The organism is Amycolatopsis rubida (assembly GCF_900115345.1).
GTDB classification, from domain to species: Bacteria; Actinomycetota; Actinomycetes; order Mycobacteriales; family Pseudonocardiaceae; genus Amycolatopsis; species Amycolatopsis rubida.
In genome coordinates this window covers 44,852-56,894 of sequence record NZ_FOWC01000001.1, presented here as the reverse complement: position 1 = coordinate 56,894, position 12,043 = coordinate 44,852, and the positions used below count along the sequence as shown (strand labels likewise).

Sequence of the window (12,043 nt, the reverse complement as noted above, 5' to 3'; positions counted from 1 at the left end):
AGCGCCTGTGCCGTCCGAACCGGAATCCGCGCCGGCGGCCTTCACCCGGGCGGGACAGGACGCCGTCACCTTCTCGCGCCGCGTCGCGGGCACCGCGCTCGCGCGCAGCGAACGGCACCGCAATGAGAACCGGGAATTGCTGAAGGAGTTCGGCAGGCGGCGGTTTTCCGGTGCCGCGGAACCCCCGCCGTCCGCGTTGCGCGGGGCCGCCCGCCGGTTCCGTGCGGCTCGCGGATTGCCGATGCCCGCTGAGCCCGTCGTACCCGAGCCGGTTCCCGTTCGTCCCGAGATTTCGCCCGAACAGACACGGACGAGTGAAGAAGACGAGGACTTTTCGCAGTCGCGAATCATGAGCCGGGACCTCTGAAAGTTTCCGGAAACCGGCTGTGCGTGTGCTAACCACGCTGGTGGACAAGGTTTTTTGGCGAGCACCGGTCAGCCGTTCACCCGGCCGTTGCCGGGCGGTTCCCCGATGGCGCGTTCACGCAAGCAACTACTTGCGAAGAAGTCGCGACAAGTGTGAACCGAACTGGCAATGTCTTCGTCGTAGGTGCAGTGCCGGAAACACCAGCCGGCGCGCACAACCACTGACGAAGGGGGTAGCTCCCATGGCTGCTGGCGGTTTCACTGGGGATCCGAAGGAATTCACCGCGGCGGAAGGGCGCGTCGTCGACGCGACCAGCCGGATGAACAAGAACCTGAGCGACCTGCGCTCCAACATCGAAGCGACCCGCGCGGGCTGGGAAGGCGACGCCCAGCGTGCCTTCGACAACGTCATGCGCCGCTTTGACGACTGCGGTCGCGGCCTGAACGACGCGCTGCACCGCATCGGTGAGCTGCTCCAGGAAGCGGGATCCACCTACGCCAAGAGCGAGGCGGCTCAGCACGAGCACATCAACTCGCTCAACAAGGGCTTCGGCGTTCTCGGCTGATCCAGTCCCTTTCCGTATCAGATTCGCCTTTCTTCCATTCTTTCTTCTGATAGGAGTTCGACATGCCTGACGGCCGCATTGTTGTTGATCCGGGCACCATCCACCGCGCCGCGGAGGACTGCACCTCCACCGGCGGCGAGCTGCGGACGCTCTTCGACAACCTGCAGAGCGACCTCGCCCCGCTGACCAACAGCTGGACCGGTGAAGCGAAGGACCAGTACCACCAGGCCCAGAACGAGTGGAACCAGAAGTTCGAGGAGTTCGGCCAGCTGCTCGCGCAGATCGCCGCCGTGCTGCCGCAGATCGCGGACGGCTACCAGGCGACGGACCGCTCGGTGCAGAACCTGTTCTGAGCCAAGCTCCGAAACCACGGCGGGCCAGGCACCTTCGGGTGTCGGCCCGCCGTTTTCGTTTTCTGGAAAGGCTTTCGCGGAAGCCGCGCCGACGGAATATTCTGGCCAGTCGTCGAGCGCGCGTACGGTTGCCGCCCGGGCGGAAAGCTCCGGTTCCGGAAAGACTCTCGCTGTCGCCGCTTAGTGCGGAGCGCCGACAGAATATTCCGGCTTGTCGTTGAGCACCCGCACGGTCACCTTCTTCGGCTGCCCGCCGACCTGCACCGTGCAGTCGAACGTGGTGCCGTTCTCGATCTGCTGCCCCGACGGGCACGCGACGTTCTTCACGTCCGGCTCGCCGTAGTTCTCGTTGAGAACCCGGGAAACGCCTTCCTGCAACGACTTCTGGTCAAGAGTGTCCCCGCGGAACACTCCGGTCGCCCACGTGATTCCGCCCGCGGCGGCCAGCACCACGACAACCGCCCCGGCGATCAGGAACGGTTTCTTCGACCGCGGTTTTCCTGGCTTGGCGGAGGAAAACGCGCCGAGCCCGCCGTATTCGGACGGCTGGAACCCGCCGCCGTAAGGATTTCCCGGCGGCTGCGGGACCGGGGTCGGCTGGCTGGGCGCCTGCCCTGGTCCGCCGTAGGGCGCGGGCGTCGGCTGACTCTGCGGCTGACCGTAGGGCACGGGCGTCGGCTGACTCTGCGGCTGACCGTAGGGCTGGGCCGGATAACCCTGCTGCGGATACTGCGCCTGCGGAAACTGTTGCTGCGCCGGAGGTTGCGTCCACTGGCCGCGCTGCCAGCCGGAGCTGTCCGCTTCGGCCGGGTAGCCCGGCTGCTGCTGCGGCGCGTTCGTCCCCGGCTGCCACCACTGCGGCTGCCCTTGCGGGTGCTGGTCGGGGGGCTGGGTCATCAGTGCTCACCTCGGAGATCGATCGGCGGAAGGGCGCGCATCAGCGCCCCTGCAGTTCGCCGAGCCTGCGGTAGAAGTCCTGTTTGGCCGCGTCGTCCGCGAGGACGGTGACCTGCGAGGCGTCCGGCACCGTCGGCAGGTCCGAGGAGGTGGCCTCTCCGGTGAACTTGAACTCGTAGCGCAGTTCGACCTTGTGCCCGTCGCCCTCGAACTTGGCTCCCATGGTGAACGCGGCGAGCGAACCGTCCGGCTTGAGCGTGATCGTGCTCGGCACGACGGCCTTGCGCAGTTCCGGCCCGACCTGGTTGAGCACCTTGTCCGGGAGCAGTTCGACGCGCCGGTCGAGGAAGATCGGGAACGGCACGTTCACGGTCAGCTGCTCGGTGCCGTCCGCGGAGCTCTTCGCCCCGCGCAGCGCTTTCTTGTCCGCCTTGTACGCGCTGTCGACCGCGTCGCCCATCTTGCACGCGATCTGCACCCCGCCCCACGCGCACGGCTGGACGAGGCCGGCCTCCGGCTTGGGCATCGAGACCCACGGCGTCGGCGCGAGCGTTTTGTAGGCCGGGCCGAGGTAGAGGTACTCGACGGCGCCGTCGGCCGGGGTGAACGAGTCGAGGAACTCGTTGGGGTTCTTCTGCGACCGGTTGTGCACGATGCGGCTCTCCGGGCTGCCGGTGCGCGCGGAGGTGACGATGTTGTGCAGGTACTTGTCGTCGAACTTGAAGTACCGGTCAGCGGAGTTGGTCACATTGCGCGGCTCGACGATCGTGTCCGCGAGCTTCGACATGGCCTTCTCGAACTTCGCGCCGACGTACGCGGCGGCCTGGTCGCCGTCGGGCAGCGCCGTGCCGGCGCGAGCCTGCCCGCACGCGGTCGCGAGTGCCAGCACGGCGGCGACGGCTCCCACCGTCCGTGCGGCACGGATCGTCCTCGCTCGTGTCTTCAACTGCTGTCCCCAGGTCTCGTCGTACTCGCGCGGCCGCGCGCCGGAATCGTCTCATCCTGGTACGACCCGCGCGGCGGCGTGGTGGTTCCGGGAACCGGTCGGGTACGCTGTGACCGGCCGACGAGGCGTCTTCGCACCCCCGCTGCACAACAGGCGGGACCACAGGGGTATCTTCATATGTCGTTGTGCGTTGCGGCGCGTCAGCGCTCGGCCCGCACATTACCCACACGCAATGACGACGAGGTAGACCCTTGCCCACGTACAGCCCCAAGCCCGGCGACGTCACTCGTGCCTGGCACGTGATCGACGCCGAGGATGTCGTGCTCGGACGGCTCGCGACCGAGGTCGCCACGCTGCTGCGCGGCAAGCACAAGCCGACCTACGCCCCGCACGTGGACACCGGTGACTTCGTCATCATCGTCAACGCCGAGAAGGTCGCTCTCACCGGTAACAAGCGCGAGCAGAAGTTCGCGTACCGGCACAGCGGTTACCCCGGCGGTCTGCGGAAGCGCTCCTTCGGCGAGCTGCTCGACACCAAGCCCGAGCACCTCGTTGAGAAGGTGGTCAAGGGCATGCTGCCGAAGAACAAGCTCGGCCGCGCCATGGCCAAGAAGCTGAAGGTGTACGCCGGCCCGCAGCACCCGCACGCCGCGCAGCAGCCGCAGGCGCGCGAGATCACCAAGATCGCGCAGGTCGCGCAGTGAGTGAGGAACAGTTGACCAGCACCGAGACCGAGGTCGTCGCTTCGACCGAGACCCCCGCCGAGGCCGTGGCGACCAGCGAGTCCGCCGCCGCCCCGCGCCCGTCGCGTGCCGCCGGTGGCAACGCGCAGACGGTCGGCCGCCGCAAGGAGGCCGTGGTCCGCGTCCGCGTCGTGCCGGGTACCGGTGAGTTCAAGCTCAACGGCAAGTCGCTTGAGCAGTACTTCCCGAACAAGGTGCACCAGCAGCTCATCCGCGAGCCGCTCGTGACCGTCGAGAAGCCGGACGCCTTCGACATCTTCGCCAACCTCAAGGGCGGCGGGATCTCGGGCCAGGCGGGCGCGCTGCGTCTCGCCATCGCCCGTGCGCTGGTCGAGGTCGACGCCGACGACCGCCCGGCGCTGAAGAAGGCCGGCTTCCTGACCCGTGACGCGCGCGCCACGGAGCGGAAGAAGTACGGCCTCAAGAAGGCCCGCAAGGCTCCGCAGTACTCCAAGCGCTGATGCTTCGTTCGTGGGCGAACCCTGCTCGCGCCTGACGGCGCTTCGCCGGGCTCACTCCGCGATCACAGTGGGGGTCGAACCCCCAAGCCCCCGCCAGGGGCAAGCCCCTGGACCCCGGCGGCGCACGAGGTCTCACCTCGTGCGCCGCCGGTTGCGTTTGCGGCCCCGGTCGCACCCCTGCCCTTCGGCTGGGCAGCCGAGTCGAGGGCTAGACTTCCGGTCTTGCGGTTCGAGGAGAGGGATCAGATGGCTCGACTGTTCGGCACCGACGGGGTACGCGGTCTGGCCAATGCCGACCTGTCCCCGGAGCTGGCCCTGTCGGTCGCGGCGAGCGCCGCCCGAGTGCTGGCGGCGCACGACCGTTCGCACCGTCCGGTGGCCGTGGTCGGCCGCGACCCGCGCGCCAGTGGCGAGATGCTGGAGGCCGCCGTGGTGGCGGGCCTCGCGTCGGCCGGTGCGGACGTCCTGCGGCTCGGCGTGCTGCCGACGCCCGCCGTCGCATACCTCGTCGGTGCGCTGGAGGCGGACCTCGGCGTGATGATCTCCGCCTCGCACAACCCCATGCCGGACAACGGCATCAAGCTTTTCGCCGCCGGCGGGCACAAACTGCCGGACAGCATCGAGGACGAGATCGAATCCGGCCTCGGCGCGACGGGCGTCATCCGCCCGACCGGCGACGGCGTCGGCCGCGTCACCGATGTCCCGGATGCGCTCGACAAGTACATCGAGCACCTGGTCGCCGCGACGCCGCATCCGCTGGCCGGCCTGAAGGTCGTGGTGGACTGCGCGAACGGAGCGTCGTCCGCGGCCGCCCCGGAGGCGTACCGCCGGGCCGGTGCCGAGGTCGTGGCTCTGCACGCGGAGCCGGACGGCATCAACATCAACGACAGCTGTGGCTCGAACCACCCTGACCTGCTGCGCGCGGCAGTCGTCGAACACGGTGCCGACCTCGGCATCGGTCACGACGGAGACGCCGACCGCTGCGTGGCCGTCGACGCGGCAGGCGAACTGGTGGACGGCGACCAGATCATGGCCGTCCTGGCGCTGGCGCTGGCCGAAGAAGGCGCGCTGGTGAAGGACACCCTGGTCGCGACCGTGATGAGCAACCTCGGCCTGCACCTGGCGATGAAGGCACACGGCATCACGGTCGTCACGACCGCGGTGGGTGACCGCTACGTGCTCGAAGAACTGCGCGCCTCGGGCCTGGCCCTCGGCGGCGAACAGTCCGGCCACGTGGTCCTCCCTGCCCACGCCACCACCGGCGACGGCCTCCTGACCGCGATGCGCTTGATGGCCCGGATGGCCGCGACCGGCAAACCGCTGGCCGAACTGGCCGCGGTGATGAACCGGCTGCCGCAGGTACTGGTCAACGTCCCGGTCGCGGACAAGGCAGCGGTGGCGGGCTCGGCCGAGGTCCGCGACGCGGTCGGCGAGGTCGAAGCCGAACTCGGCGAGGAGGGCCGGGTCCTGCTGCGTCCCTCGGGAACCGAGCAGCTGGTGCGGGTGATGGTCGAAGCCCCGGCCCATTCCACGGCCCAGGCGGCGGCGGACCGGTTGGCCGGGGTCGTGTCCGCGGTCTCCTGACCGAAATATGGTGAATACTCTGCGCCACCAGTGATCCGGCAGGTACATTCCGCAATGCGGGACTGACCGGGGAGGGGCGATGTACAACCAGAGTGAGGTGCCTCCGTATTTCGCCAGAAGCCTGGCGGCGATGGAGGAGGTGCGCGCACAGTACAGCGCCGACCACGAGCGCGCGATCGCCGACGACGAGACCAGGCAGGCCGCGTTCGCGAAGCTTGTCGAGGAACACCGCGCTCAGGACGCCCAGTCGCAAGCCGACCGCGAGGCCGCGATCGCCGCTGCCGCAGCCGAGGGAACCGGGGAAGACCGGGCTGCGTCGGAACAGGCAGAACGGACCGCCCAGCGGCTTGCCAAACAGGTCGCCGAGGACGCCGCGGCCGCCGCGATGTTCCGCGTCGAGGACGACACCGAACCGGTCGCTCCGCCGGCGGCGCCTCCTCCGCCTGCTTCGGCGGCCCGGCACCGGGCATGGGAGGACGACGACTTCTCGGCCACCAACTGGATTGACGCAGAGTAGCCGCGGGCGCGAGGGGAGAGGGCGACGATGGCGAAATTCCACATTGAGCCGGACCAGGTCAAAAAGGTGGCGAACGATGTCTCCACGATGAGCACCTCGTTCAAAGAGATCAAGACTTACACCGCGCAGTCCCAGCTGACGCCAGCGCATTTCGGGAAAATCCCCGGCCTGTCCGAGGCGGCCGGAGCCTACGTCGCGAAGATGCAGGCGCTCGGCGACTCCGCCGCGAAGGGCAGTACTTTTCTCGGCGGTTTCGCCGAGCGGCTCAACACCTCGGTGACTCTGCACAGCGAGAACGAGCAAGAAAACGCCTGGGGCGTCACGAACGCCGGCAAGGGAGCCTGACCGTGACTCCTCCGGCGGACCAGGGCACTGGTCGTCTCGGCGACACGATCATCGCGCCCCTGCAGCCTCCCGCGGACGTCCATCTCGACGACACGTCCGACAACATTCTCAAGCCGCTCGCCGGTTTCCGGGAGAAGATGACCGGCAAACTCGTGCAGCCCTACACGCGGTGGATGCAGCATCCGTCGCGGAACCTCGGGCTGCGGTTCGCCCCGCCGTACGGCCAGGGGGACGAAGAGAACCGGATGCTGAACGAACTCGGCGGGTTCGGATTCGGCTATCTCTGGGGAGCGCAGGGCCGCGCGGCGAACCTCGGCAAGGCGGCGAAGGCCGCGCAGGACGACACCGCTCAGGTCAAGCAGGGCCTGACCGCTGCGTGGCAGGGCAAGGCCGCTGATTCGGCCGCCGAAAAGCTGGACGATTTCAGCAAGGCCTCCGGCGAGTACCTCGGCACGGTCAACGGTTTCAGCCAGCTGCTTCAGCAGCTGTGGCAAACGGTCCGCAAGCCGATCGTCGATTTGGGACAGGTGCCCGAAAACGGCGGACAGGCGCCCAAGAAGTTCCTGGACGCGCACAAACCTGAGGACACCGACGGGCTGCTGATGTTCATGGACCGTCTCGACGAAGCGATCAAATGGGGTCGGCAAGACGACAACGATCGCGAAGTCATCAACCCACGGAGCAGTTCGGAAGTCGCGCGTAACCAAGAGGACGGCACTGGCCCGATCAACGCGCAGGACATCCGGAGCATGTCGGTGGACCTGGACACCGGTTACGACTCCAAGTGGTCCGACATGTTCTGCCGCCAGATGGACGAGTACTGCCAGCAGTACTCGGACGCGATGGACGCCTACCGGCAGTACATCCGCAACGCGCACACGGCCGCGACGAACGCGCTGCGCGCGTTTTCCGATGGCCTGAACGTGCCGACGGATCCGTTCGGCCGCCTGCAACTCGGCGCCGACAGCGGCGGGCAGGACAAGGGATCGTCCGGCCGGAACGACGGCGGTGGCGGGGACACCAAACCGCGCTCCTCCGGCGGCGGGGGCGACACGAAGCCGCAGGAGGCCACTGCGGCGCCGCAGGTCGGTCCGACCCCGGCGCAGCCGCAGACTCCTCCCGCGCAGCCGGAGCCGAACCAGAATCCGGTCACGCACAAGCCGCTCGAGGTGGATCCGTCGACCGGGCAGCCGTACCCGATCGACCCGCGGACCGGGGAAGCGGTCAAGACCGGGCACGAAGCGCCGGACACCGTGACGGTCCAGCACGGCGATCACAAGATCACCATGTCCGAGCCGGACGACCACGGGAAGATGGCGGTCTCGGTCGGCGACGGGACCGGTCACGACAAGGCGTACCAGCTCGATTTCGGCGACCAATCCGACCAGGCCCCCGGAACTGCCGCTGACGCGGCGCAAGGGGACCCGGCCCGTCCTCACGACGGTAAACACGACCCGGCGCAGCCGCACGACGCTGCCGGCGGCCCGGTCCATAAACAGCCGGACGGCACCGCGCCGACGACAGACCCGAACCAGGTGCACCGTCCCGGCCCGGACGGAAAGATCCACATCGAGGACGGCACCCTCGACATCACCGCCGAGCGCCCGAGCGGGCCGGACGGTCCGACCGTGGTGACGGTGGACGACGGATCCGGCGAGCCGACGAAATACACCCTCGACGACCACGGAAAGATCGATCCGGCCACCGGACGGCCGGTCGACGGATTGACCGCTCAGCAGCACGGCGGCGGGGCCGGAAGCCCCGCCGAGCCCGTCGAACACCTTCGCGACGGTCAGCGGGTCGTGGCGGACGGTGGCGTGGCGGCGGCTGGGCATGCCCAGCCGGTGGCCGAGCATGCTGCCGCGATGCCGGGGCAGCCGACGAGCGGGCAATCGGCAGCAGCCGACGGGCACGACCCCGGCGCTGGCGAGCAGACGGGACGGCACCACGTCCAGCCGGTTGCCGCGCAGGCAGACGCGACCCCGGCCTACGGAACGCCCGTGGCGAGCGGTCCGGACGAGTCCACCACGGCGCAGTCGGTGCTGGACCCGTTCAGCAGTGACCCCGGGCTGGGGCATGTCCCGTCGGATCCAGGGCTCGGGGACTCGGCGGTTCCGGCCGGATGGCAGCAGGACGAACCGGGGCACCCGGCTGAACTGGGCACCGCGCCGACCACCACCGACCAGCAGCAAGGCCAGTCGATGGGCATGATGGGCAGCCCGATGATGGGCGGCGGGCAAGGCAACTCCGGCGACCAGGAACGCGGGACCAGCGGTTACCGGGTCGACGGCGGCCTGTTCGGCACCGCGCCGGGCGGCAGCCGGATCAGCGGATCGCTCGCCGAAGAGGACGAGGGGCGGCGCTGATCAGGCAGCCGGTTCCGCATCCTCTGGAACCTCGATCGGCGCGCGCTTCGCGTCGGCGTCCAGCAGCGGCAGGTACTTCTCCGTGCCCGTCAGATGCGTGAGAAAGAACGCAGTGAACAGCGCCTTCGTCAGCTGCTGAGTCGCCCGCTGCGGTTTGCCCTGCAGCAGCAACTGGCTCCAGTGCCGGCCCTCCGTCACCGCCAGGTGGGACGACTTCGCCAGCGTCCGCAGCTGTACCGGACCGGCCCACGCCTGCGCGATCGCGTCCGCGTGGCCGACCGCGGGCGCGACCAGGTCGCCGTCCACCGCCAGGTGCAGGCCGGGGGCACTGATCAGCTTCGCGGCTTCCGTCGCGGGCGGGAACGTCTGCGCCGCGGCCACCGTCGCCACCGCGCGGACCTTCGGGCGGGCGTCGCCGCCTGCTTCGGCGGACTGGGCGGCTGCCAGCACTGCCGAACCGCCGCCGGTGGAGTGGCCTGCCAGGCCCAGTTTCTCCGGGTCGACGCTGATGCCGTCCGGGCCGAGGCGGACTGTGCTGACGACGTCGAGCGTCGTCAGCAGGTCGCCGGCCAGCAGGCGGTGCGACGGGAGCGGGCCGAGCTGGGTCGCGGGGGCCGCGGCGACCACGCCCCAGCTCGCGAGGTGGTGCAGCAGCTGCCGATAGCGGGTGGCCGGCTGCATCCAGCCGTGCCCGAACGCGATGGCGGGCAGGCCAAGGCCTTGGCGCGGGGTGAACACGACGCCGGGCAGTCCGACCAGGGCGAGGTTGCCGCGCAAAACCTCGTGGGGTCCCGGGTGGGACAGCTCCGTGAGCAGCTGTTTGGGCTTGCTGGCCATGCGCGTGACCTTACTGCCCGTGCCCCGTCCCGGCCCGGTGCGCCACCCCGAGCGGTTCAGGGGTCCGCCGCCGCACTGCGCGAAGACCCGGTCAACGGTGGTCCGGGACGTCGCTCGCCCAGCTCAGCGGCACTGAAAACCCCGCTCCAGGGACCGGAGTAGGGGACTGGACTTGTCTCGTTACGCTAGTTCGCGTGTGTGGAATCGTGGGATACGTCGGACACCGCCCGGCTCTGGACGTCGTGCTCGGTGGGCTCCGCCGCATGGAATACCGGGGCTACGACTCGGCGGGCGTGGCGGTGCTGGACGGTGCCGGCGCGCTGACCGTCGAGCGCAAGGCCGGCCGGCTGGCCAACCTGGAAGCCCGGCTCGACGAGGTCGGCCGTGACGCGTTCGAGGGCACCGCGGGCATGGGCCACACCCGCTGGGCCACGCACGGGGCTCCGATCGACCGCAACTCGCATCCGCACCGGGACACCACCGGGCGCGTGGCCGTGGTGCACAACGGGATCATCGAGAACTTCGCCGCGTTGCGCGCCGAGCTTGAGGCCGCGGGCATCGAGATGGCCAGCGACACCGACACTGAAACCGCCGCGCACCTGGTTTCCCTCGCCTACATCGAGGGCGAAACCAAGGGCGACCTGCCGGCCAGCGTCGCCGCGGTCTGCCGGCGGCTGGAGGGCGCGTTCACGCTCGTCGTGACGCACGCCGGCGAGCCGGACACGATCGTCGCCGCGCGCCGGTCGTCGCCGCTGGTGGTCGGGGTCGGCGAGGGCGAGCATTTCGTCGCGTCCGACGTCGCCGCGTTCATCGAGCACACCCGCGAGGCCGTCGAACTGGGCCAGGACCAGCTGGTCGTCATCACCCGCGACGGTTACCAGGTCACCGACTTCCACGGCGACGCCGCGCAGGCCAAGCCGTTCACCGTCGACTGGGACCTGTCGGCCGCCGAGAAGGGCGGCCACGAGTACTTCATGCTCAAGGAGATCGAGGAGCAGCCGGAGGCGCTGGCGAACACGCTGCGCGGGCACTTCGAGGCCGGCCGGATCATCCTCGACGAGCAGCGCATTTCCGACCAGGACCTGCGCGACGTCGACAAGGTCTTTGTCATCGCCTGCGGTTCCGCCTATCACTCCGGCCTCGTCGCCAAGTACGCCATCGAGCACTGGACGCGGCTGCCGGTCGAGGTGGAGCTGGCGTCGGAGTTCCGCTACCGCGACCCGGTTCTCGACCGCGACACGCTCGTCGTCGCCGTCTCCCAGTCCGGCGAGACCGCGGACACCCTCGAAGCCGTTCGGCACGCGCGTGAGCAGAAGGCCCGCGTCCTGGCGGTCTGCAACACCAACGGCGCGCAGATCCCGCGCGAGTCCGACGCGGTGCTGTACACGCACGCCGGGCCGGAGATCGGCGTCGCGTCGACCAAGGCGTTCCTCGCGCAGATCGCCGCGAACTACCTCGTCGGCCTCGCGCTGGCGCAGGCGCGCGGCACGAAGTACCCGGACGAGGTCGCCCGCGAGTTCGCCGAGCTGGAGGCCATGCCGGCCGCGGTGCAGAAGGTGCTGTCCACTGTGGAGCAGACGCGCGAGATCGCGCGGCGGATCTCCGACTCGCGCGCGGTGCTGTTCCTCGGCCGCCACGTCGGGTTCCCGGTGGCGCTGGAAGGTGCGCTCAAGCTGAAGGAACTCGCGTACATGCACGCGGAGGGTTTCGCGGCGGGCGAGCTGAAGCACGGTCCGATCGCGCTGATCGAAGAGGGCCTTCCCGTCGTCGTCGTGATGCCGTCGCCGAAGGGCCGCGCGGTGCTGCATTCGAAACTGGTGTCGAACATCAGCGAGATCCAGGCGCGGGGCGCGCGCACGATCGTGATCGCCGAGGAGGGCGACGAGACGGTCCGCCCGTTCGCCGACGAGCTGATCGAGGTGCCCGCGGTGCCGACGCTGCTGCAGCCGCTGGTTTCCACCGTGCCGCTGCAGGTGCTGGCCGCGGAGATCGCCAGTTCGCGCGGGTACGACATCGACAAGCCGCGTAACCTGGCGAAGTCCGTCACCGTGGAGTAAGGAGC

13 protein-coding genes are annotated in these 12,043 nt (G+C 69.3%); 10 read left to right on the top strand and 3 right to left on the bottom strand.

The window, feature by feature from the left end; translation table 11 throughout:
• The first annotated feature begins 7 nt into the window (after positions 1 to 7).
• The 3 genes from BM362_RS00290 (at position 8) to BM362_RS00280 (ending at position 1,285) form a co-directional block, all read left to right on the top strand.
• Entirely contained in the window at positions 8 to 367 is a 360-nt protein-coding gene (locus BM362_RS00290; protein WP_093571858.1) for a hypothetical protein, read from the top strand.
• Positions 368 to 608: 241 nt separating this feature from the next.
• Positions 609 to 932, top strand: coding sequence for a WXG100 family type VII secretion target (locus tag BM362_RS00285; protein ID WP_009072357.1), 324 nt, complete (start codon positions 609 to 611; stop codon positions 930 to 932).
• 62 nt (positions 933 to 994) lie between these two features.
• Entirely contained in the window at positions 995 to 1,285 is a 291-nt protein-coding gene (locus BM362_RS00280; protein WP_067587928.1) for a WXG100 family type VII secretion target, read from the top strand.
• Positions 1,286 to 1,465: 180 nt separating this feature from the next.
• On the opposite strand, the gene BM362_RS00275 is transcribed toward BM362_RS00280, so the two are convergent.
• Complete coding sequence (locus BM362_RS00275) at positions 1,466 to 2,182, bottom strand: DUF4333 domain-containing protein (RefSeq protein WP_093571857.1); 717 nt, start codon at positions 2,180 to 2,182, stop codon at positions 1,466 to 1,468.
• Between the two features lie 40 nt (positions 2,183 to 2,222).
• Positions 2,223 to 3,089, bottom strand: a complete 867-nt coding sequence (locus BM362_RS00270; RefSeq protein WP_232791834.1) for a hypothetical protein — start codon at positions 3,087 to 3,089, stop codon at positions 2,223 to 2,225.
• A gap of 290 nt (positions 3,090 to 3,379) precedes the next feature.
• On the opposite strand from BM362_RS00270, the gene rplM reads away from it, so the two are divergent.
• The 6 genes from rplM to BM362_RS00240 all read left to right on the top strand — a co-directional run bounded on the left by rplM (position 3,380) and on the right by BM362_RS00240 (position 9,144).
• Positions 3,380 to 3,832, top strand: a complete 453-nt coding sequence (rplM, locus tag BM362_RS00265; RefSeq protein WP_009072361.1) for a 50S ribosomal protein L13 — start codon at positions 3,380 to 3,382, stop codon at positions 3,830 to 3,832.
• 11 nt (positions 3,833 to 3,843) lie between these two features.
• Complete coding sequence (rpsI, locus tag BM362_RS00260) at positions 3,844 to 4,332, top strand: 30S ribosomal protein S9 (RefSeq protein ID WP_067587935.1); 489 nt, start codon at positions 3,844 to 3,846, stop codon at positions 4,330 to 4,332.
• 246 nt (positions 4,333 to 4,578) lie between these two features.
• A complete protein-coding gene (gene glmM / locus BM362_RS00255; protein WP_067587938.1) occupies positions 4,579 to 5,916 on the top strand; it encodes a phosphoglucosamine mutase in 1,338 nt (445 codons plus the stop codon).
• Positions 5,917 to 5,995: 79 nt separating this feature from the next.
• On the top strand, positions 5,996 to 6,433 hold the full coding sequence (locus BM362_RS00250; RefSeq protein WP_093571856.1) for a hypothetical protein: 438 nt from the start codon (positions 5,996 to 5,998) through the stop codon (positions 6,431 to 6,433).
• A 27-nt stretch (positions 6,434 to 6,460) separates the two neighbouring features.
• Complete coding sequence (locus BM362_RS00245; protein ID WP_067587945.1) at positions 6,461 to 6,778, top strand: hypothetical protein; 318 nt, start codon at positions 6,461 to 6,463, stop codon at positions 6,776 to 6,778.
• Positions 6,779 to 6,780: 2 nt separating this feature from the next.
• A complete protein-coding gene (locus tag BM362_RS00240) occupies positions 6,781 to 9,144 on the top strand; it encodes a hypothetical protein (protein ID WP_093571855.1) in 2,364 nt (787 codons plus the stop codon).
• Here the strand turns inward: BM362_RS00240 and BM362_RS00235 are convergent, their stop codons facing one another.
• Positions 9,145 to 9,981: a dienelactone hydrolase family protein gene (locus BM362_RS00235; RefSeq protein WP_093571854.1), complete on the bottom strand. Its 837-nt coding sequence runs from the start codon at positions 9,979 to 9,981 to the stop codon at positions 9,145 to 9,147.
• Between the two features lie 194 nt (positions 9,982 to 10,175).
• Between BM362_RS00235 and glmS the strand changes: the two genes are divergently transcribed.
• Entirely contained in the window at positions 10,176 to 12,038 is a 1,863-nt protein-coding gene (gene glmS, locus BM362_RS00230; RefSeq protein WP_093571853.1) for a glutamine--fructose-6-phosphate transaminase (isomerizing), read from the top strand.
• Positions 12,039 to 12,043 lie beyond the last annotated feature (5 nt).